Annotated in this window: 22 protein-coding genes; 9 read left to right on the plus strand and 13 right to left on the minus strand. The window is 71.5% G+C overall.

The features are described from left to right. Positions 1–21: 21 nt before the first annotated feature. From BLU79_RS01245 to BLU79_RS01255, 3 genes are read right to left on the minus strand one after another with little or no spacing between them, the layout of a single operon-like run. Positions 22–912 (minus strand): DUF4231 domain-containing protein, encoded by an 891-nt coding sequence (locus BLU79_RS01245; RefSeq protein ID WP_093903665.1) that lies wholly within the window; start codon positions 910–912, stop codon positions 22–24. Between the two features lie 47 nt (positions 913–959). Beyond that, positions 960–2225 carry an FxsB family cyclophane-forming radical SAM/SPASM peptide maturase gene (locus BLU79_RS01250; RefSeq protein ID WP_177000820.1) on the minus strand — a complete coding sequence of 422 codons (1266 nt, stop codon included), beginning with the start codon at positions 2223–2225 and terminating at the stop codon, positions 960–962. Between the two features lies 1 nt (position 2226). Continuing rightward, positions 2227–2430 carry a hypothetical protein gene (locus tag BLU79_RS01255; protein WP_093903667.1) on the minus strand — a complete coding sequence of 68 codons (204 nt, stop codon included), beginning with the start codon at positions 2428–2430 and terminating at the stop codon, positions 2227–2229. Between the two features lie 208 nt (positions 2431–2638). On the opposite strand from BLU79_RS01255, the gene BLU79_RS01260 reads away from it, so the two are divergent. Beyond that, the gene (locus tag BLU79_RS01260) at positions 2639–3868 is read left to right on the plus strand and encodes an MFS transporter (protein ID WP_371131791.1); all 1230 of its coding nucleotides are present in this window, start codon (positions 2639–2641) and stop codon (positions 3866–3868) included. A gap of 87 nt (positions 3869–3955) precedes the next feature. Further along, positions 3956–4345 carry a VOC family protein gene (locus BLU79_RS01265; RefSeq protein WP_093903669.1) on the plus strand — a complete coding sequence of 130 codons (390 nt, stop codon included), beginning with the start codon at positions 3956–3958 and terminating at the stop codon, positions 4343–4345. 6 nt (positions 4346–4351) lie between these two features. On the opposite strand, the gene BLU79_RS01270 is transcribed toward BLU79_RS01265, so the two are convergent. Continuing rightward, positions 4352–4888, minus strand: a complete 537-nt coding sequence (locus tag BLU79_RS01270) for a DM13 domain-containing protein (RefSeq protein WP_093903670.1) — start codon at positions 4886–4888, stop codon at positions 4352–4354. 151 nt (positions 4889–5039) lie between these two features. Here BLU79_RS01270 and BLU79_RS01275 point away from each other — a divergent pair, with 151 nt between their 5' ends. Beyond that, a complete protein-coding gene (locus tag BLU79_RS01275) occupies positions 5040–5780 on the plus strand; it encodes a maleylpyruvate isomerase family mycothiol-dependent enzyme (protein WP_093903671.1) in 741 nt (246 codons plus the stop codon). A gap of 16 nt (positions 5781–5796) precedes the next feature. Here BLU79_RS01275 and BLU79_RS01280 read toward each other — a convergent pair whose 3' ends face one another. Continuing rightward, positions 5797–6186, minus strand: a complete 390-nt coding sequence (locus tag BLU79_RS01280) for a MarR family winged helix-turn-helix transcriptional regulator (protein ID WP_093903672.1) — start codon at positions 6184–6186, stop codon at positions 5797–5799. Positions 6187–6271: 85 nt separating this feature from the next. On the opposite strand from BLU79_RS01280, the gene BLU79_RS01285 reads away from it, so the two are divergent. Continuing rightward, positions 6272–7750: an MFS transporter gene (locus tag BLU79_RS01285; RefSeq protein WP_093903673.1), complete on the plus strand. Its 1479-nt coding sequence runs from the start codon at positions 6272–6274 to the stop codon at positions 7748–7750. Positions 7751–7824: 74 nt separating this feature from the next. Next, positions 7825–8130: a DUF6332 family protein gene (locus BLU79_RS01290; RefSeq protein WP_093903674.1), complete on the plus strand. Its 306-nt coding sequence runs from the start codon at positions 7825–7827 to the stop codon at positions 8128–8130. On the opposite strand, the gene BLU79_RS01295 is transcribed toward BLU79_RS01290, so the two are convergent. Genes BLU79_RS01295 through BLU79_RS01305 form a run of 3 tightly spaced genes read right to left on the minus strand, consistent with a single transcriptional unit; the run spans position 8091 to position 12201 of the window. After that, on the minus strand, positions 8091–8756 hold the full coding sequence (locus BLU79_RS01295; RefSeq protein WP_093903675.1) for a response regulator transcription factor: 666 nt from the start codon (positions 8754–8756) through the stop codon (positions 8091–8093). The genes BLU79_RS01290 and BLU79_RS01295 overlap by 40 nt on opposite strands. Then, entirely contained in the window at positions 8753–9997 is a 1245-nt protein-coding gene (locus tag BLU79_RS01300; RefSeq protein ID WP_093903676.1) for a sensor histidine kinase, read from the minus strand. The genes BLU79_RS01295 and BLU79_RS01300 overlap by 4 nt, the downstream gene beginning before the upstream one ends. Before the next feature lie 53 nt (positions 9998–10050). Next, entirely contained in the window at positions 10051–12201 is a 2151-nt protein-coding gene (locus BLU79_RS01305) for an MMPL family transporter (RefSeq protein WP_093903677.1), read from the minus strand. Between the two features lie 105 nt (positions 12202–12306). Between BLU79_RS01305 and BLU79_RS01310 the strand changes: the two genes are divergently transcribed. After that, positions 12307–13116 carry an AfsR/SARP family transcriptional regulator gene (locus BLU79_RS01310; RefSeq protein ID WP_093903678.1) on the plus strand — a complete coding sequence of 270 codons (810 nt, stop codon included), beginning with the start codon at positions 12307–12309 and terminating at the stop codon, positions 13114–13116. Between the two features lie 14 nt (positions 13117–13130). Here the strand turns inward: BLU79_RS01310 and BLU79_RS01315 are convergent, their stop codons facing one another. After that, positions 13131–13841, minus strand: a complete 711-nt coding sequence (locus BLU79_RS01315; protein WP_093903679.1) for a TetR/AcrR family transcriptional regulator — start codon at positions 13839–13841, stop codon at positions 13131–13133. A 146-nt stretch (positions 13842–13987) separates the two neighbouring features. Here BLU79_RS01315 and BLU79_RS01320 point away from each other — a divergent pair, with 146 nt between their 5' ends. After that, a complete protein-coding gene (locus tag BLU79_RS01320; protein ID WP_093903680.1) occupies positions 13988–14437 on the plus strand; it encodes a nitroreductase family deazaflavin-dependent oxidoreductase in 450 nt (149 codons plus the stop codon). 34 nt (positions 14438–14471) lie between these two features. Here the strand turns inward: BLU79_RS01320 and BLU79_RS01325 are convergent, their stop codons facing one another. Continuing rightward, complete coding sequence (locus BLU79_RS01325) at positions 14472–15710, minus strand: geranylgeranyl reductase family protein (protein ID WP_093903681.1); 1239 nt, start codon at positions 15708–15710, stop codon at positions 14472–14474. Between the two features lie 133 nt (positions 15711–15843). On the opposite strand from BLU79_RS01325, the gene BLU79_RS01330 reads away from it, so the two are divergent. Both BLU79_RS01330 and BLU79_RS01335 read left to right on the plus strand, forming a co-directional pair. Further along, entirely contained in the window at positions 15844–17199 is a 1356-nt protein-coding gene (locus BLU79_RS01330) for a dipeptidase (RefSeq protein ID WP_093903682.1), read from the plus strand. Between the two features lie 25 nt (positions 17200–17224). Beyond that, entirely contained in the window at positions 17225–18283 is a 1059-nt protein-coding gene (locus tag BLU79_RS01335) for a protein kinase family protein (protein WP_093903683.1), read from the plus strand. Here the strand turns inward: BLU79_RS01335 and BLU79_RS01340 are convergent. The 3 genes from BLU79_RS01340 to BLU79_RS01350 form a co-directional block, all read right to left on the minus strand. Further along, the gene (locus BLU79_RS01340; RefSeq protein WP_093903684.1) at positions 18253–19293 is read right to left on the minus strand and encodes an NUDIX hydrolase; all 1041 of its coding nucleotides are present in this window, start codon (positions 19291–19293) and stop codon (positions 18253–18255) included. The genes BLU79_RS01335 and BLU79_RS01340 overlap by 31 nt on opposite strands. A 147-nt stretch (positions 19294–19440) precedes the next feature. Further along, positions 19441–19737 (minus strand): hypothetical protein, encoded by a 297-nt coding sequence (locus BLU79_RS01345; protein ID WP_093903685.1) that lies wholly within the window; start codon positions 19735–19737, stop codon positions 19441–19443. A gap of 52 nt (positions 19738–19789) precedes the next feature. Beyond that, entirely contained in the window at positions 19790–20776 is a 987-nt protein-coding gene (locus BLU79_RS01350) for a TIGR01777 family oxidoreductase (RefSeq protein WP_093903686.1), read from the minus strand. Positions 20777–20977 lie beyond the last annotated feature (201 nt).

Genomic DNA, 20977 nt, shown 5'->3' on the forward strand with positions numbered 1-20977 from the left:
TTGACCACCCTCGCCCCGCCTTCAGTCCGCGATCCACTTGGCCATCCAGCCCTCGTTCTGCACCGAGACGATGTGCTCGGTCCGCTCGGCCAGCCGGTCGGCATCCGCGTCCGTGGCCGGGGCACGCTGCTGCCACCACCGCAGCAGCCGTTCCAGTTCACCGGCGGTCATGCTGTACTCGATCTGCTGACTCACATAGCGCGCCGACGCCCCGTGGGAGACCACGGCGACGGTGACGGCGGCGACGACGGGGATCCAGACCGCCGCCGCCTGGGCCTCGAAGGCCCCGGCCGCCGCGCCGAGCAGCACGGAGAGGGCGGCCAGCGCCTGACCGCAGCGCTCCACGAGCCGGGCCCGCCCGGCCATCTCGTCGGCCTTGGGGCGGTAGTAGCTCTCGAGTTGGTGCCGCAGCCGCTGCTCGACGTAGCCGACCGTGTCGGTGACGGGCGGCAGTGGGCGGTCGGCGGGACGGATGCCGTGGGTTTCCGACTCCAGGTCGGCGATCTCGGCGAGCACGGCGCCGGTACGGTCCAGCAGTTCCGCGTCCCGCCGCGCCGACTGCCGGTACTGGGCGAGCCCGGCCAGGTAGACGTACACCTGGCTCTTGAGCTCCTCGGAGACCGAGCGCAGCCGGGTCCACTGCCGTACCCGGTCGGGCGACGCACCCAGGGCCGTCAGCGGCGCCGATCCCGCGGCCAGCAGGGCCAGGAAGGCGAACGTCCGGCCGGCGGGCGGGGAGAGAGGCATGAGTTGTGCGGCGGCGGCGCCCAGTACGCCGGCGCCGACCCCCGCGCACAACGTGGCCGCGCGCGCCCGGGCGATACCGGTTCTGCGCCGGGCGGCCGCCTGCGACCAGATGCTCTGGACGCGCCAGACTTCGCGCGCCGCGGCCCCTCCCCCGCCAGTGCTCACGACAAGAAGTCTGACGTGCGATCAACTGGCTTGCAATGAGAACCGGTTCAATCGGGCAGGAGGGGTCCCGAGCGCAACACCGGCTCAATTCTGTGTGCGACATGCCGGATGAGCAGTTCGAGATCCGAACAGTAGACCGATCGGTTGCGGAAGCCGCTGCCGCTGCGATAGCGGTGGGCGTAGTGGCCTCCGCCGCAGACGCGCAGCACGGGACAGTCCAGGCAGTCCGAGCCGAGCGCGCCCGCACCCAACTGCCGGGCCACGATGCCGGGGTGGTCGAGCACGTCGTCGAAGCTGTTGCGGAAGACGTTCATGCCGGTCGCGGGTGCTTGGGCGTACGCGGCCTTGAGGCTGTCCACCTGCTCGATGGCGCCGTCGGTCTCCACCAGCACGGCGGCGACCGGGGAGAGCCCGACGGCTTCCGCGCGGCTGGGGAAGCCGAGGAGCAGCCCTATGATCTCGGTGAAGAGCCGGATCCGGGTCCGGTGCCGGCCGCTGTCGAACCAGCGGTCGAAGACCTGGGCGAGCCATTCCCCGTACGGCGCCGAGCCGACGCTGGACGGCCCCTTGCCCGGGGGCGGCGACTCCCAGTTCGCGTGCGGCAGCAAGAAGTCGAGGGCGGCCGGACGGAACTCCATCAGGGAGTCGTACACGTCCTCCGGGTCCAGGTCGAGGTCGATGGTGCACAGCAGGCCGGCGTACGCCTCGGGGTGGCGGGCGAGCAGGGCGAGACCGCGGGTGGCGGCCTCCCAGGCGGGCCGACCGGCGTGGTCGACGCGCCGCTTGTTGTGCTCGGCCCTGCCGCCGTCGAGGCTGACACCGACGCGGACGCCGGCCGCCGCGAGCCGCCCCACGCCGTCGGCGGTCAGCTGGGTACCGTTCGTCTGCACGCTCACCCGCACCTCGCAGTGCGTCCCGGCAGCGGCCAGTACCGCGGCGCGCACCTCGGAGACCTGCCGCAACGCGATGTCCACACCACCGAGCAGCGGCTCTCCCCCGTGCAACTCGACCCTGATGCCGCGCAGACCATGGCCGGCCACGTGCTCGCCGATCCGTTCGGCGCTGCGCTCGAGCACGTCCTGCCGGATCCGCGGGGGACGACCGCGCCAGGAGTCGTCCGCCGCGGTGTAGACATAGCAGTAGCTGCACAGCAAATTACAACGACTGCTGAGCTTCAGGACGAACTGCTCAAAGGGCACCGGCGAGGTGCCGGCCTGCCGGAGGGCGGGCACGTCCAGCAGCCGGTGCGGCCACGGGGCCGACGCGTGCACGTCTGCCGAAGCCGCCGCTCCGCCTTCCGGACCGCGTCTCACCTCAGGGACTGTCCTCGTAGTACGCGACCGGCAGACCCACCGTCTGCGCCTGGCGCTCCATCAGATGACGTAGCACTTCTGTCAGTACCGGGTGGTCCAGGCCGCGCTGCAGCAGCTCCGGGCCGACGCCTGCCGGGAGACGGGACCGGTCGGCCTGACCGGGGCCGTCGACCGCGAGACGGTCGTCCAGCCGGGGATTCGACACTGCGCTCCCTCCACGATCAGCCACTTTGGACGTGGCTGTGCCGTGTCGCGTCGTACAGGACTCACGGCGACGGGGCAATCGTAGAGGCAGCCGCACGCCTCTAGGCGTTCTTCGGGCAGCAGCATCCGAGCCCGCGAGCCGCGCACCGACCGTGCCGGACAGCCTCGGCCCCCTTGCCTCGCCTGCACCATGCACCTAACCTGATTTTGTGCCGCTAATAAACAAACCCCGAACGCACAACGCCGTGCCGGGCAACGGCAGCACGCTGACCCGCCTGCGCATCGCCCTCACCGCCTTCTTCGCCCTCGACGGATTCCTCTTCGCCGGCTGGGTCGTACGTATCCCCGCCATCAAGGAACAGATCGGCGCCTCCGCCAGCGCCCTCGGCCTCGCCCTCCTCGGCCTCTCTGCGGGCGCCGTCCTCACCATGACGCTCACCGGTCGGCTCTGCCGCCGCTACGGCACCCACCAGGTCACCGTGGTCTGCGCGGTCCTCCTCTCCCTCAGCGTCGCCCTGCCCCCGCTCACCCACTCCGTGCTCGCCCTCGGCGCCGTGCTCCTCCTCTTCGGCGCCGCCTACGGCAGCATCAACGTCGCCTTCAACAGCGCCGCCGTCGACCTGGTCACCGCCCTGCGCCGACCCGTGATGCCCAGCTTCCACGCGGCCTTCAGCCTGGGCGGCATGGTCGGCGCGGGGCTCGGCGGGCTGGTCGCGGGGGCTCTCTCCCCGACCCGGCATCTGCTGGGCCTCACCGTGATCGGGCTGCTGGTGACGGCCGTGGCGGGCCGTACGCTGCTGCGTCACGAGCCGCCGACCGGCGCGAACGCCGTACGCGCCGAGAGCGGCGGCCCGCGCCGCCTGGACGCCAGAACCCGCGGACTGGTGATCGTCTTCGGCCTGATCGCCCTGTGCACGGCCTACGGCGAGGGCGCCATGGCCGACTGGGGCGCGCTGCACCTCGAACAGGACCTGGACGCCTCGCCGGGCGTCGCCGCCGCCGGCTACTCCTGCTTCGCGCTGGCCATGACCATCGGCCGCCTCAGCGGTACGGCTCTCCTGGAACGGCTCGGCCACGGCCGTACGGTCATCGCGGGCGGCGCCACCGCGGCGGCCGGGATGCTGCTCGGCTCTCTCGCGCCCTCCCTGTGGGCGGCGCTGCTCGGTTTCGCGATCACGGGACTCGGTCTCGCCAACCTCTTTCCGGTGGCCGTCGAGCGCGCGGGCGTCCTCGCCGGCCCGAGCGGCGTCGCCACCGCCTCCACCCTCGGCTACGGCGGCATGCTCCTCGGACCGCCCGCCATCGGCTTCATGGCCGACTGGTTCTCCCTGCCCGTCGCTCTCACCAGCGTCGCCGTACTGGCCGCGATCGCCACCCTGATCGGCATCGTGACCCGCCGCGCGACACCGAACCGACCGGGGTCGCCGTCCGGACCGTGACCGGCCTCGCCCCGATACCCCGGCACGGCGATCGGCGGCGCCCCGCCGACCGTTGTCCGCCCCGCCCACCGACCGCATCATGACCGGATGGCACGACTCCACGACATCGTCATCGACTGTGCCCGTCCGGCCGCCACGGCCCGTTTCTGGGCCGCCGCCCTCGACGGTTACGCCGTAGCCCCCTACGACGACACCGAACTCGCCCGGTTGCACGCACAGGGCATCGACGGCCCGGAGGACGACCCGACCGTGCTGGTCGAGTCCCAAGCCGGCGGCCCTCGCCTGTGGTGTCAGCTCGTGCCGGAGCCCAAGCGCGGGAAGAACCGTCTGCACCTTGACCTGGTCTCCCCCGCCCCGGAGACCGAGATCGACCGCCTCACCGCCCTGGGCGCGACCGCCCTGGCCCGCCACGAGGACCACTGGGTCCTCGCCGACCCCGACGGCAACGAGTTCTGTCTGTTCCCCACCCGGTCCTGAGCGCCTTCAGACCCGCGCGAGTTCCGCCGCCCCGAACGACACGTCGAAGCGGTCGCACCAAATGCTGACGCTGCTGTAGCGGGAGAGGTCGACGTCGTTCGGCACGACATAGTTCTGGCTGCCCTTGTTGCCTTTGAGCTTGCCGAGGCTGACGTGCTCGCCGTCGTCGAACACGCGCCAACCGCCCGGTCCCTTCTTCACGGGCGCGTCCGTCAGCCACACCCGCAGGTCCGGCCCATTGCTGGTGTCGAGCTTCTCCAGGCGTACGACATGGGAGCCGTCGGCCAGACGTACGACCCTCACCGTGCCCGACGTCGCGTGCTCGTGGCTGATCAGCTCGCCCCTGGCCAGCGTCTTCGGCGCGGGCGCCGAGGACGACGCGTCGGCAGGTTCCACCGCGCCGGGGAGGGCTTCCTCGACCGTCTGGTCCTGCCAGAGCTTCCAGGGCTGGAACCAGTAGAGCCCGAAGCCGCCCGCGGCGACGACCAGCACCAGCAATCCGATGCCCAGCGGCCTGCCCAGCACCTTCCGCACCCGTCCCATGCCCGTCCCACTTCCTGAGAGTGACCTGTTCACACCCCATTCAACGGAACGCACGGCCCGCCGGATACACCGAGCGTGATGACGAAACCCTTACGTCTGTCCCGTCAAGGCGTTGCCCTTCGACCGGGCTCCATCCGGCACACTCACCCCCATGGAGACCGCTGAGTTCGTTCGAACCCTGGACCGCGAAGGTCTGCTGCTGGCCGCGGCCGCCGAGGAGGCCGGGGTCGACGCCAAGGTGCCGACCTGTCCGGACTGGCAGGTACGGGATCTGCTGCGGCACACGGGGACGGTGCACCGCTGGGCCGCGGCGTTCGTCGCGCAGGCACTCACCTCGCCCAGGCCCCTGGGCGACGGCCCCGCCCTCGACGGCCCCGAGCTCCTGGCCTGGTACCGGGACAGCCACCGCCGCCTGGTCGACACCCTCGCCGGAGCCGCGCCCGACGTGGAGTGCTGGACCTTCCACCCCGCCCCCAACCCCTCACCCCTGGCCTTCTGGGCCCGGCGGCAGGCCCATGAGACGACCGTCCACCGCTTCGACGCGGAGTCGGCGCGCGGCGGCACGCCGACCGGCATCGCGACGGAGTTCGCGGTGGACGGGATCGACGAACTGCTCCGCGGATTCCACGCCCGCTCCAGGAGCAGGGTCCGTACGCAGGAGCCGCGCGTGCTGCGGGTGCGGGCCTCGGACACGGACGCGGTGTGGACCGTACGGCTGTCGGCGGAAGCGCCCGTGACCACGCGGGACGCATCGGGCGGGGACGCGGATGCCGAAGTGGCCGGTCCTGCCGCGCAGTTGTACCTGGCGCTGTGGAACCGGCTGCCGGTGCCGAGCGTGACGGGTGACGTCTCGCTCGCCGCACTGTGGCGGGAGAGGTCGGCGATCGGCTGACGCCGGTGACGGACGGTCAGCCGGCCTGACCGACCGCCAGCATCCGGGTCAACACCGCACGCTGCACGGGCAGTACCTCACCGTGCAGCGCGCGCCCTTTCACCGTGAGCGCCACCTTCACGCCCCGCCGGTCCTCCGCACACATCCCGCGCTCGACGAGCCCGTCCTTCTCCAGCCGGGCGATCAGCCGCGACAGCGCGCTCTGACTCAGGTGGACGCGCTCGGAGATCTCCTGCACGCGATAGGCGCAGGCACCGTCCGCCAGCACGTCCAGGACCTCGAAATCGCTGGCGCACAGCCCGTGTTGGTGGAGAGCGCGGTCGAGTTCGCACTGGGTGCGCGCATGCAACGCCAGGATGTCCCGCCACTGGTCCACGAGCGCCTGTTCGGCCTTCTTCGCCGCCATGGGCGCACCGTAGCAGAGTTCACAGTTCATTGCGCTGGCATTAAATGCATTTGCATTCGATGCATGCGCATGTACTGTCTTCGCCATGACCTCTCCGCTCACCCACCCCACGTCCGAGGGCCGTTGGACGCCCCGGCTGTGGGGCACCCTCCTGGTGCTGTGCGCCGCGATGTTCCTGGACGCGCTGGACGTGTCGATGGTCGGTGTCGCCCTGCCGTCCATCGGCGCCGACCTGGGCCTGTCCACCTCGACCCTGCAATGGATCGTCAGCGGCTACATCCTGGGCTACGGCGGCCTGCTCCTCCTCGGCGGACGGACCGCCGACCTGCTGGGCCGACGTCAGGTCTTCCTGGTGGCCCTCGCCGTCTTCGCGCTCGCGTCCCTGCTCGGCGGGCTCGTCGACTCGGGTCCGCTGCTGATCGCCAGCCGCTTCATCAAGGGCCTGGCCGCCGCCTTCACCGCGCCCGCCGGCCTGTCCATCATCACCACGACCTTCGCCGAGGGCCCGGTACGCAACCGCGCGCTGGCGATCTACACCACCTGCGGCGCCACCGGCTACTCGATGGGGCTCGTCTTCTCCGGCCTGCTCACCGAGGCCAGTTGGCGGCTCACCATGCTGCTGCCCGCGCCTGTCGCGCTGATCGCCCTGTTCGCGGGCCTGAAGCTGCTGCCGCGCACGGAGCGCGAACGGACCACCGGTGGCTACGACGTTCCGGGCGCCGTTCTCGGCACCGCCTCGATGCTGCTGCTCGTCTTCACCGTCGTCGAGGCACCCGAGGTGGGCTGGGGCTCGGCCCGCACGATCCTGTCCTTCGTCGCCGTCGTCGTCCTGCTGACGGCCTTCGTCCGCGTCGAGCGCCGCAGCCCGAGCCCGCTGATCCGACTGGGCGTGCTGCGCTCCGGCGCCCAAGTGCGGGCCCAGCTGGGCGCGTTGACGTTCGTCGGCAGCTACATCGGCTTCCAGTTCCTGGTCACGTTGTACATGCAGCAACTGCTCGGCTGGTCGGCGCTGCACACCGCGCTGGCCTTCCTGCCGGCGGGCGCGCTCGTGGCGCTGTCGGCGACGAAGGTCGGGGCGATCATCGACCGCTTCGGTACGGCACGTCTGATCGCGATCGGCTTCGCCCTGATGGTCGCGGGCTACGTCCTGTTCCTGCGCATCGACCTCGACCCGGTCTACGCGGCGGTGATCCTGCCCACCATGCTGCTGGTCGGCTCGGCCTTCGCGCTGACCTTCCCCTCGCTCAACGTCCAGGCCACGAACGGCGTCGACGAGCACGAGCAGGGCATGGTCTCCGGGCTGCTCAACACCTCCGTCCAGGTCGGCGGCGCGCTCTTCCTGGCCGTCGTGACGGCGGTCCTGACCGCGAACACTCCCAAGGAGCCGGCGTCCCCGCAGGCCGTCCTGGACAGCTACCTGCCCGGCCTGGTCGTGATCACGTTGATCGCGGTCGCGGGCCTGCTGATCTCCCTCACGGGGCTGCGCACACGCCGTAGCCGGCCGACCGTGGTGGTCGCCAAGTCCATGTCCCAGGAGGCGGAGCGCGTCACCGTACGCGACTAGGGGGCCGCCTCCTACCCCGTGCGCCCGGCGGAGCCCGCTTGCTCCGCCGGGCGCACTCCTGTGAAACTCCCTGTATGAGCACGTTGGGGGGACGGCGCAGTCAGGCCGAGCGGGACGCGATCACCGTCGAGATCGGATACGCGCTGTGCAGTGCGGCGTTCGCGGCGGCCGTGCTGTTCGGGGCCGTGGCTGGGCCGGCGTTCGTCTTCGATCTGTGGGACGGGGCACGCGGCACGCTGGTGCGAGTGGGCGCCACCGCGGCCGCCGTGCTGTTCCTCGCCCGTGTCATCAGCGTGCTGGTCCGCTTCGGGCAGCGCAGGGGCACCGGGGACGGGGCGGCTCAGCCCAGCCAGCCGGGGCGTACCAACCCCGACTCGTAGGCCAGGACGACGAGTTGCGCCCGGTCCCGGGCGCCGAGCTTCACCATCGTGCGGCTGACGTGGGTCTTCGCGGTGAGGGGGCTGACCACCAGACGGCGGGCGATCTCCTCGTTGGACAGTCCGATGCCGACCAGCGCCATCACCTCCCGTTCGCGCTCGGTGAGTTCGGCCAGGGCGTCGGCCGCCGCGGGCTCCTTGGAGCGGGCGGCGAACTCGGCGATGAGGCGCCGGGTCACACCGGGCGAGAGCAGCGCGTCACCCTCGACCACCGCCCGTACGGCGCGCAGGAGTTCCTCCGGCTCGGTGTCCTTGACCAGGAATCCGGAGGCGCCCGAGCGGATGGCCTCGAAGACGTACTCGTCGAGTTCGAAGGTGGTCAGCATGACCACCTTGACGCCCTCCAGGGCGCCGTCCTCGGTGATCCGGCGGGTCGCGGCGAGTCCGTCGAGGACCGGCATGCGGATGTCCATCAGGACGACGTCGGGCCGCAGTTCGCGTACCCTGCGCACCGCTTCCTCGCCGTCGGGCGCCTCCCCCGCCACCTCGATGTCGGGCTGCGCGTCGAGCAGCGCGCGGAAGCCGGCCCGCACCAGTGACTGGTCGTCGGCGAGCAGTACCCGGATCACCGGTCCTCCTTCGTCTCGGCAGAAGCCTTCAACGGCAGTACGGCGAGCACCCGGAACCCTCCGTCGGCGCGCGGACCCGCCTCGATCGTGCCACCCAGCGCAGCCGCCCGCTCCCGCATTCCGGCGAGTCCGTTGCCGCTGCCGCCCGCGTCGACGCCGCCCGCCGGACCGTCGTCGTCGATACGCAACCGTAGCGTCGCTCCGTCGTCGTGATCGAGGTGCACGCGTGCGTGCCGCGATCCCGAGTGGCGTACGACGTTGGTGAGGGCCTCCTGGACGATCCGGAACGCGGCGAGGTCGGTGCCCGGCGCGAGGCGGGGCGGCTCGCCCTCGACCTCGACGGTGAGGCCCGCGCTCGCCGCCTCCCGCACCAGTTCGGGCAGGCGGTCGAGACCGGGTGCCGGGGTGCGCGGCGCGTCGCCGGGCGTGCGCAGGGTGTCCAGGACCTGGCGGACCTCGCCGAGCGCCTCCTTGCTCTTGGCCTTGATGGTGGTGAGTGCCGTGCGTGCCTGCTCCGGGTCGCTGTCGAGGAGCGCGAGGCCGACGCCGGCCTGCACATTGATCACGCTGATGCTGTGCGCGAGGACGTCGTGCAGCTCGCGGGCGATCCGCAGCCGCTCCTCGTCGGCCCGTCGCCGCGCCGCCTGCGCCCGCTCGGCCCCCTCCCGCACCCACTGTTCGCGCCGCGTCCTGGCCAGCTCCGACACCGCCAGGATGGCCGCGACCCAGGCGGCGATCACCCCCTCCTGCCCCCACGGGGCGGCCTGGTCACCGGACGGCGGCAGCCACTGGTACAGCCAGTGGGCCACCAGCGCGTGCCCGACCCAGAACACCCCGATCGCGGCCCAGGCGGCCCTGCGATGTCCCCTGACGATCGCGTTGAAGCAGGCCACGGCGACGGCCACGAGGACCGGCCCGTACGGATAACCAGCGCCCAGGTACACGGTGGCGGCGACCGACGTCCCGAACACGACGGCCACCGGATACCGCTTGCGCCACAGCAGCAGTCCCGCCGCCACGAACAGCAGCACACGCGCGAAGGGGTCGAGAGCGGCCCTGTCGTCCAGCTGGCCCCGGGCCGCGAAGTTCGAGCCGGCCAGCACGAAGACCGTGATCAGCACGGTGGAGCGCCAGGGCCAGCCGGGTGCACGCTCCTCCCCGTCCCACCGGTTCCACCACGGCGGCCCGTGCCGCCACCACATCGGCGGACCGCCGCCCCGGCGTGCCTGCTGCTCGTCCATGTCCGCCACGCTAGACGCGAAGGCCGCCGGGCGGCGTCAGCCGAGCGTGGTGATCACACGTACTCCCCGCGAAGTACGTCCGCGGCCTCGGGCTCCCTGATCCGCAACCGCCGCAGACGCCGTGGCACCCACCAGTTGGCCCGCCCGGCGAGCCGCATCGTCACCGGCAGCAGGACGACCCGGATGAGGGTGGCGTCGACGAGGATCGTCAGGGCCGTGCCGATGCCGAGCTCCTTGAGGAAGACGACGCCCGAGGTGGCGTACGACAGGAAGGACAGCGCGAGGATCCCGGCCGCGGCGGTGATCAGAGGCGCACTGCGGCGGATGCCCTCGCCGACCGCCTGCCCGGTGTCCCCCGTGCGTTCGTGCTCCTCCTTGATGCGGGCCAGCAGGAAGACCTCGTAGTCCATGGACAGCCCGTACGCCACACAGAACATCAGCACCGGGATGCTCGGCTCGATCGACCCCGTGGGCGTGAAACCGAGCAGCCCGGACAGATGACCGTCCTGGAAGACCCACACCAGGCAGCCGAACATCACCGAGAGGCTGAGCAGGTTCAGCACGGTCGCCTTCGCGGGCAGCAGCACACTGCCGGTCATCAGGAAGAGGATCACGGACGCCGCCACCAGCACGATCCCGACGGCGAGCGGGAGCCGGTCGAGCAGCGTGGCCCGGAAGTCGGTGGTCTCGCCCGGGTAGCCGCCGACGAGAGCGGGGGCGGGGGCGGGCGTGTCCCGGACGCGCTCGACGAGGGCGGGGACGTTGCCGTACATGGCCTGCTGCGTGGGTACGACGGCCAGGCGCACGCGTCCGTCCGGTGCGGTGAGCCGGTCCTGGCCGGGGGCGCCGACGCGACTGCCTTCCCGGTAGGCGCCGCTCGGTGCGTCGACCTGGAAGACGCCCGGAAGCCGGGAGAGTTCGGCGGCGTACGCGCGCGTGTCGGACGGCTCGGTGAGCACCACCTGGACGGTGTCCGTGGGTTCGGCGGCGAAGTCGCGGTGCACGGTCTCGGAGGTGGTGCGCGAGGAGGTGCCCTCGGGGAGCGTGCGCTCGTCGGGGAGGCCGAAGCGCAGGCCCAGGACGGGTGCGGCGGCGAGGAGGAGGACGGCCAGGACTGCCGCACCGGCGATCAGTGGGCGGCGCACGGCGGTGAGGGCGGTGCGGTGCCAGAACCCGGAGGTGGGTGCGGCGGGGCGCTCGACGCGGTGGCCCCAGCGGGCGAGCGCCGCCGGGAGGACCAGGACGGCACCGGGGACCGCCGTGAGTACGACGAGCACTCCGGCGTACGCGAACGAGCTCAGGAAGAAGAACGGGAACACCAGCAGCGCACTCAGCGACACACCGACGGTGACGCCGCTGAAGACGACGGTGCGCCCGGCCGCCGCGGTGGCCCGCACCACCGCCTGCTGCTGGGCATGACCGGCAGCCCGCTCCTCGCGATACCGGTTGATCATGAAGAGGCTGTAGTCGACGCCCAGTCCGAGGCCGAGGACGAGCGCGAGGTTCGCGGCGAAGGTCGACACCTCGGTGAACTGCGCGAGCAGCCGCAGCCCGGCGAGCGTGCCGAGGATCGCGAGCAGGCCGACGGCGACGGTCAGCAGGGCGGCCACGGTACGCCGGTACACGAGGATCAGCAGGAGTAGTACGGCGGGCAGGGCGAAGGCCTCCGCGCGCAGGAAGTCGGCGCGGGCCTCCTCGCCGACCTGCCGCGAGATCTCCTCCTGGCCGCCCACCCGGACATCGAGCTCGGGGGTGATGCGGGTCAACCGCGGTGAGAGCTCGGCGAGTTGCTCGCGGGCCTCGGTGGCCGTGCCTTCGAGGCGGGCGAGGATCAGGGCACGCCGGCCGTCCTGCGCCCGCAGTGCGGGGCTGTCGGCGTCCCAGTAGGAGGTGACGTCGCTGACGAGCGGCAACTCACCCACCTCTGCGGCGAGTTCACGTCCCGCGCGCTCGGTGCGCGGGCTGTCCACGTCGCCGTCGCGGGCGGTGACCAGCAGGGCGAGGTTGGGGTTGCCGGTGCGGAAGTCGTCGCGCAGCACGTCGCCGGCGCGCACCGACTCCGTGCCGGGCGAGCTCCAGCGCGCGAGGTCGAGGTCGCCCTGGGCCCCGGCGCCGTACACACCGAGGCCGAGGAGGACGAGCAGGGCACCGACCAGCACGGCACGGCTGCGGTGCACGGCCAGACGGCCGAGCCGGGTGAGCATGGGGCGGCCTTTCTCCGGGAGTTGAGGACTCACACCGTCACCCGGCCCGCTGGAACGGCCGCTGGAAGATCCACTGGAACGCGGGCCCCGGGATAGGCTCGACGCATGGGTGAGGGGACATCGGAGGGCACGACCGGCGGCACGTCTCATGGCCTGCGCTGCGAAGTGCTCGGCCCGCTGCGCGCGTTGCGCGACGGCGCGGAGATCCCGCTCGGCCCGCCGAAACAACGCGCCGTCCTCGCCGTACTGCTGCTCCAGGAGGGCCGTCCGATCTCCTACGACGGCCTGGTCGAGGCGGTATGGGGCGGGGCGCCGCCGGCCCACGTCCGCAACCTTGTGCAGAAGTACGTCTCCGGGCTACGCCGCGCGCTCGGGGCGGGGCCGGAGCTGGCATGGACCGGCACCGGCTATCTGCTCACCGGCATCGAGGCCGACGACCTGCGGGAACGGCGCCGCCTGGTGGACGCGGCGCTGGCGGCGCGGGACGCGGGCGAGCTGCGCCGTGCGGGTGAACTCGCCCGGGGTGCCGAGGAGTTGTGGCGCGGCGAGTTCGCCGAGGGCCTGCGGGCTCCGTATCTGGCGGCTGAGCGCCTGCGCTGGACCGAGAAGCGCCTCACCGTCCTGGAGGCCGTGCTCGCCGGGGAGATCGAACTCGGCCACGCCTTCGAGTACGTCCACGAACTCGTCCGCCTCGTCGCGGCGCATCCCCTTCGGGAGCGTCTCGTCGAGCTGCTGATGCTGGCCCTGTGCCGCACCGGCCGCCCGTCGGACGCGCTCACCGCGTACGAGGCGGCTCGGCGCCGGCTGGCCGACGCCCTGGGCGCGGACCCGGGACCCGCACTGCGCTCCCTGCACGCACGGATCCTGCGCCAGGACCCGGAACTGCTGCCGTCGCCGCCGGTACCCGTGGCCTGACGGCTCGCGCCGGCCTACCGCTGCCCCTCCTCCGCGAGGCCCACCCCGTGCGCGAGCCGCACCACCGCATGCCGGAAGAACGCCTCCCTGTCCTCCACGACCCGGTTGAACTGCCCGAACAGCTCGAACCCGACGAGACCGAAGAGCTCGGCCCAGGAGGCGACGAGGGCCACGACCGTCGCCGGAGGGAGGTCGGGGGCCAGGTCGGCGGCCATGCGCTCGGCCTCGGGGCGCAGGTCGGTGGGCAGGGGCGGGAGTTCGGTGAGGGCGGAGCCGGCATGGGCGTCGCGGACGATGCCGATGAAGAGGAGCCCGACGCGTGAGGCGGGCGGGACGGTGGTGTCGGGGGCCGTGTAGCCGGGCACGGGCGAGCCGTAGATCAGCGCGTACTCGTGCGGATGCCGCAGCGCCCAGGCGCGTACGGCCTCCGCGACCGCCGTCCAGCGCTGTACGGGACCTGCGCTCGCGGCCTTGTCGTGCGCTGCTTCGGCGCTCTCGCCGAGCGAGTTGTAGGCGTCGATGATGAGAGCGGTCAGCAGGTCGTCGCGGCTGGGGAAGTAGCGGTAGAGCGCAGAGGAGACCATGCCGAGTTCGCGGGCCACGGCGCGCAGCGACAGCTTGGCTGCGCCCTCGGCCGCGAGCTGTCTGCGCGCCTCGTCCTTGATGGCCGCGGTGATTTCCATCCTGGCGCGGGCACGTGCGCCCTGTGCGGTGCTGCTGCTCATGGGAGGCAGTCTCCCATGAAGAACGGAGCAGTGCACACAATCGAGAGCACTGCTCTTGCTTTGGATCAGCGATCTCGTGCACACTGCTCTCAAGCGAGAGCACCGCTCTCTCAAGCCCCTCTCGAACGAAGACACCGGGAGTCACCATGTCGTCGCCGTACTACCTCAAGGGCAGCCCGCTGAACGTCCGCCTCAACAGCGTCATCGGCTGGCTGGCCCGGCGCGGGCTCAGCATCGCGGGCACGGCGGAGATGTCCGTACGCGGACGCAAGAGCGGACAGATGCAGCGCATCCCGGTCAATCCACACACGCTTGATGGCACGCAGTACCTGGTCTCGGCGCGCGGCCACTCCCAGTGGGTACGCAACATGCGTGCCGCCGGCGGCGGGGAGCTGCGGGTCGGACGCAAGGTGCGTGAGTTCACCGCGGTGGAGCTGCCCGACGAGGAGAAGCTCCCGATCCTGCGGACCTACCTGGAGAAGTGGGGCTGGGAGGTCAACCAGTACTTCCAGGGGGTCACCGCGAAGTCCTCCGACGAGGAGATCGTCGCGGCCGCCCCGGACCACCCCGTCTTCCGGATCACCGTCGAGAAGTGACCCCGGTCGCCATCAAGAAGTGACCCGGGACGCGTCAGGAAGGTGCTTCCTCCCCCGCCACCGCCTGCCGGCGGTCCAGCGCGGTCAGGGCGCGGTGGGCCATCGGGTGGGTGCGGACGATCTCGGCCAGTGAAGTGGAGCCTCGGGTGATGTCCGTGAACGCCTTCCAGGCCGGCCGCAAACCGGTCAGCGCCGCGTGGAAGAGACCGGGACGGCGCTCGAACGCCGTCAGCAGCCGCTTGCCGATGCTCATCTCGACGCCGAGACCCGCCTTGACCGCGAAGGCGTAGTTCAGGGCCTGGCGCCGGGTGTCCACCGCGTCGTGCGCCTCGGCGATCCTTACCGCCCACTCCCCCGCGAGCCGCCCCGACCGCAGCGCGAACGAGATCCCCTCGCGCGTCCAGGGCTCCAGCAGACCCGCCGCGTCACCGCACACCAGCACGCGCCCGCGTGACAGCGGCGAGTCGTCGGCGCGGCAGCGCGTCAAGTGCCCGGAGGAGACGCTCGGTTCGAACCCGGCGAGCCCGAGCCGCCCGATGAACTCCTCCAAGTACCGCTTGGTCGCAGCGCCTTCACCGCGTGCCGAGATCACCCCGACCGTGAGTGTGTCGCCCTTGGGGAACACCCAGCCGTAACTGCCGGGAATCGGCCCCCAGTCGATGAGCACCCGCCCCTTCCAGTCCTCGGCGACCGTCTCCGGCACCGGGATCTCCGCCTCCAGGCCGAGATCCACCTGGTCGAGCTTCACCCCGACATGTGCTCCTATCCGGCTGGCGCTGCCGTCCGCGCCCACCACGGCCCGCGCGAGCAGCGTCTCGCCGCCCTGCAGGACGACGGCGACGCTGCGCCGGTCCGGCACCGCCGAGCCGTGCTGCTCGACGCGCTGCACGGTGACGCCCGTCCGCAGCTCGGCGCCCGCCTTCTGCGCGTGCTCGACGAGCTGCTGGTCGAACTCGGGCCGGTTGATCAGCCCGAACAGCATCTGCTTGGAGCGCCGGGTCCGGGTGAAGCGGCCGTTGTTCGAGAAGGTGACCGCGTGCACCCGGTCCCGGAAGGGCAGCTCGAAGCCGGGCGGGAGCGAGTCGCGCGAGGGGCCGATGATGCCGCCGCCGCAGGTCTTGTAGCGCGGCAGCTCCGCCTTCTCCAGCACCAGCACACGCCGCCCGGCGACCGCAGCCGCATAGGCGGCCGAAGCCCCCGCGGGTCCCGCACCCACCACGACGACGTCCCACACCTGCCGTACGTCGTCCGCCGAAGAGTTCTCGCTGCTCACGATGGTCTACTGCTCCCGCTCAAGCCGCCGCCTGCTGCTGTCTCCCGCATCCTACGGCGGGCATCGTCGCAGGCTGCTGTGGGAGGATCACAGCACTCATACGTACAACGTCGCACCCACAAGGAGCGTGCCCATGTCGTCGAATCCGGTCGCCGAGACCGTCGCCTCGCTGATGCCCAGGGCGCAGGCGGAGCTCACCGAACTGGTGGCATTCAAATCGGTGGCGGACTTCGACCAGTTCCCGAAGAGCGAGAGCGAGGGCGCCGCCCGCTGGGTCGCTGACGCCCTGCGCGCCGAGGGCTTCGAGGACGTGGCCCTGCTGGACACCCCCGACGGCACCCAGTCGGTGTACGGCTACCTGCCCGGCCCCGAGGGCGCGAAAACGGTCCTGCTGTACGCCCACTACGACGTGCAGCCCCCGCTGGACGAGGCCTCCTGGAGCACCCCGCCCTTCGAGCTGACCGAGCGCGACGGCCGCTGGTACGGGCGCGGCGCCGCCGACTGCAAGGGCGGCGTGATCATGCACCTGCTCGCGCTGCGCGCACTCAAGGCGAACGGCGGCGTGCCGGTGCACGTCAAGGTCATCGCCGAGGGCTCGGAGGAGATGGGCACCGGCGGCCTGGAGCGGTACGCCGAGGAACACCCGGAGTTGCTGGAGGCCGACACCGTCGTGATCGGCGACGCGGGCAACTTCCGGGTCGGCCTGCCGACGGTCACCTCGACCCTGCGCGGCATGACCCTGGTCCGCGTGCAGATCGACACGCTCGAAGGCAACCTGCACTCCGGCCAGTTCGGCGGGGCCGCGCCCGACGCGCTCGGCGCACTGATCCGCGTACTGGACTCGCTGCGCGCCGAGGACGGTTCGACGACGGTGGACGGGCTGACCGGCGAGTCGTCGTGGCAGGGACTGCAGTACGAGGACGAGCAGTTCCGGCAGGACGCCAAGGTCCTCGACGGCGTCGAGCTGATCGGCTCCGGCACGGTCGCCGACCGCATCTGGGCCCGCCCCGCCGTCACGGTCCTCGGCATCGACTGCCCGCCCGTCGTCGGCGCCACCCCGTCCGTGCAGGCGAGCGCGCGGGCCCTGGTCAGCCTGCGGGTGCCGCCGGGCGTGGACGCGGCCGAGGCGACCAAGCTGCTCCAGGCCCATGTGGAGAGCCACACCCCGTGGGGCGCCCGGGTGCGCACCGAGCAGATCGGCCAGGGCCAGGCGTTCCGCGCCGACACGACCAGCCCGGCATACCAGGCGATGACGGACGCGATGACGGTGGCGTACCCGGGCCAGGAGATGCAGTACGCCGGCCAGGGCGGCTCGATCCCGCTGTGCAACACCCTCGCCGCGCTCTACCCGCACGCGGAGATCCTCCTCATCGGCCTGAGCGAGCCGGAGGCCCAGATCCACGCCGTGAACGAGAGCGTGTCGCCGCAGGAGCTGGAGCGTCTCTCGGTCGCCGAGGCGCTGTTCCTGCGCAACTACGCGGCGAGTTGAGGGGCCGCGCGGTGAGGATGGGTCCGTGACCAGCACCGCGCGCCTCGTCGCCCACACGGACATCGCCACGTCCCTGGATCTTCTCTCCGATCACGAACTCGCCGACCTCGTGGAGTCGGGCACACCGCTCGGCTCCGGGATCGGTGGCCGTTCGACGCTGATCGAGGTGGACGGCAGACGGGTGTTCGTGAAGCGGGTGCCGCTCACCGATGTCGAGCGGCACCCCGAGAACCTTCGCTCCACCGCCAACCTCTTCGGCATGCCGCCGTACTGCCACTACGGCATCGGCAGCTTCCCCAGCCCGGGTCTCGGCGCCTGGCGGGAGCTCGCCGTGCACGAGATGACCACCAACTGGGTGCTGGCGGACGCGTTCTCGGGCTTTCCGCTGATGCACCACTGGCGGGTCCTGCCCGAGTCCGAGCCCCGTCTCCCCGCCGACCTGGCGGAAGTGGAGGGGGCTGTGGAGTACTGGGGCGGCCATCCCGGGCCGCGTCGGCGTATCGAGGCCCTGCGAACGGCTTCGTCAAGCATCGCGCTGTTCCTGGAGTTCATCCCGCAGACCCTGCACGACTGGCTCCGCGCCAGGCTCGCCGCCGGGGACGCGGAGGGCGCCTGCCGACTGGTGGAACAGCAACTGACGGCCGTCACCTCCTTCCTGCACACGCGCGAACTCCTGCACATGGACGCCCACTTCGGAAACATCCTCACCGACGGCCGCCGTCTGTACCTCTCCGACTACGGCCTCGCCCTCTCCTCGCGTTTCCCGCTCACCTCAACCGAGCGCGAGTTCTTCGACCGGCACCGCGGCTACGACCGCGGCTACACCTCCCTGTACCTGGTCCTCTGGCTCGTCACCGAGTTGTACGGCCACCGCGGCGAGGAGCGGTCCGCCTTCATCCGCGCGTGCGCCGACGGCGCCCGGCCGGAGGGCATCCCGGAGGCCGCCGCCGCGGTGATCGCCCGGCACGCGCGGACGGCCGCCGCGATGGACGCGTTCAGCAGGAGGTTCCAGGAGGAGAGCAGGCTGACGCCATTGCCGTACGACGTCCTGGGTCACGGCGCCGGAATGCCCGCCTCCAGATAGAGCGCCGCCCCGCGTTCCCGCGCCCGCAGCGCCCAGCGCAACCTCTCGTAGCGCACCGGCGGCAGCAGATCGGCTGCCTCCTCCTCGGTCACGAAGCGCCAGTCGCGCAGCTCCGGTCCGGGCAGCATGAGGCGTTCGGCATCCGCGGAGTCGAGGCGACCTCCGTCGAAGAGGAGGCGCAGACCGCCGTAGCCGGGCGGCGTGGGCCGCTCCCAGTCGACGACGAGCAGCCGGGGCACATCCTCCAGCCGTATCCCCGTCTCCTCGGCGACCTCGCGCATGCCCGCGCGCGCGGGCGCCTCGCCGGGTTCGACGACACCGCCCGGGAACTCCCAGCCTGCCTTGTAGGTGGGGTCGACGAGCAGCACCCGATCCTGCTCGTCGAAGAGGAGGACCCCAGAGGCGAGGGTCTCGGAGGTGGGCTCCGGGGTCTGCACGATGTCGCAGACGGGGACCGTACCGCTGCCGACCGCCTCGGCGATCCGGAGGGCCGTCTCGTACGGCGTCAGACCACTGTTGTCGACGGGGTGGGCGTCGGCGGTGAGCCAGGAGGCGAGCGCGGCGCGGTACGGCGCTATGTGGTCGTACGACCACTGCCGTATCCGTATGTCGCCGTCGGGCAGGTCGGGCGGGATCTCCCGACCGGCTATTCGCTCGCGCAGGATCGTTTCCGCCGGGGCGAGCAGGATGTGCTGGACGGTGACACGGCGGGCGGCGAGGCCGCCGAAGATCTCGTCGCGGTACTCCTGGCGCAGCAGCGTCATCGGGACCACGAGGGTCCCGCCGAGCTCGGCGTGCAGCGCTGCCGCCGTGTCGATCACGAGACGTCGCCAGATCGGCAGGTCCTGGAAGTCACCGACCTCGGTGAGGTGTTTGGGCGGGAGCAGGTGGGTGAGTGCTCCGCCGATGACCTCGGGGTCGAAGAGCGTGCTGTTCGGGATCAGCTCGATCAGGTCCCGTGCGGTGGTGGTCTTCCCCGCACCGAACGCACCGTTGATCCAGACGATCACGTTTCCCCCTCTTCTGTTGGCCCCCTGTGGCTTGCCCGCTCCACACTGCCACGGAAACCACCTCCAGTAGAGGGCGCATGACCACGGCGCCGGAGCCCCCCTCGAATCCGGGGGCTCCGGCGCCGTGTGGTCGGGTCGGTGGGCTCGTCAGCGCTTCTTCCCGTGCGGGGCGTTGTTCACAGCCTTGTCCGTCTCGCGGTTGATGGCCCGGCCGAAGGTGTTCAGGGCCTGGTCCACGTTCACGCCGGCGACCTTGGTCTCGCTTCCGGCGAGCTTCGTCCCCCCGGCCTCACCGCCGAGGAGCTTCATTCCTCCGCCGAGGCCAGGAGTCTCCGTGGAGGGGGTCCCGGTGACAGGGGCCTCGGCGGCGTGGGACGGGGTGACCGCCGCGACGACGAATCCGGTGGCCAGGGAGGCGATGGCGAGCATGCTGCGCTTCTTCATGGCCGGTTCAACTGCGAAACGGGAGCGGGAGTCACGCCTCACCTCAGGACAATCAGGACAGCGCCGGAACCCCGGCCCCGGGCCGCCGCCGCTCGACCCGGCGCAGCCGCACCCGCTGCGCGAGGTCCTCGGCCGCCTGAGGCCAGTGGCCGTACTCGAAGGCGAACCCCTCGTCGAGCAGCCGGCCAGGGACGACGCGCCGGCTCTTGAGCAGCAGCTCGGTGTCGGAGCGCAGTGCGAACGCGCCGAGCTCCGCCATCCACTTCGTCGCGGGCAGACCCACGGGGACGCCCCACGCGGAGCGCAGAGCCCGCATGAACGCACGCTGCGGCAGCGGTTCGGGGGCGGCGAGGTTCACCGGTCCGGTGAGATCGTCCCGGTCGACCAGGAAGTCGACCGCGCGGACGAAGTCGCGGTCATGGATCCAGGAGACGTACTGCGCGCCGCCCGCGACGGGGCCGCCGAGCCCCAGCCGCGCCATCCCCAGCAGGACGTCGAACACGCCACCGCGATCGGGGCTCATCACCATGGCGGAGCGCAGGGCGACCTTCCGGGTGCGCGGGGTGTCGGCCTCCTCCTGCGCCCGCTCCCAGGCCTTGGCGATCTCGATGCTGTACGCCCAGTAGTCCGGCACATCGGGCTCGCTGCCGCCGATGACGCCCGTCGCCTCGTCATTGGGCGCGTCGAAGCGGTGGGCGTAGACGGTCGCTGTGCTCATCTGCAGCCAGACCCGGGGCGGCCGGGCGGCCCGCGCGATGGCCTCGCCCACGACCTGGGTGGAGTGCACCCGCGAATCCATCATGGCCTGCAAATTGGGGGCGGTGTAGCGGCAGCTGACGCTGCGCCCGGCCAGGTTGATCACGATGTCGCTGCCGTCGACCACCTCGGCCCACTGACCCAATGTCTCACCGTCCCAGCGCACTTCCCGCTCCCGCGCGGGTCGCCTGGTCAGGACCACGACGTCGTGGCCCGCGGCGGTCAGCGCGCGGTTCAGGATGGTGCCGACCTGCCCGGTTCCCCCGGGGATCACTATCTTCATCGACTCCCCCATCTCGTGTGGGCACGAGCGTAGCGCAGATATTGAACATGTTCAAAACTCTGCCGCGGAAGATCTTCCAGGCACCCCGGACCCCACTCACCGCCACTCGACTTCCAACACGACGCACCGGCCCCTACCGTGGGGCAGTCATGACGCGTACATGCAGTCATCCCACCTTTGCAGGTTCGGAGGAACGTAACA

Origin of the sequence: Streptomyces sp. cf386 (genome assembly GCF_900103585.1) — a bacterium.
Lineage (GTDB): Bacteria > Actinomycetota > Actinomycetes > Streptomycetales > Streptomycetaceae > Streptomyces.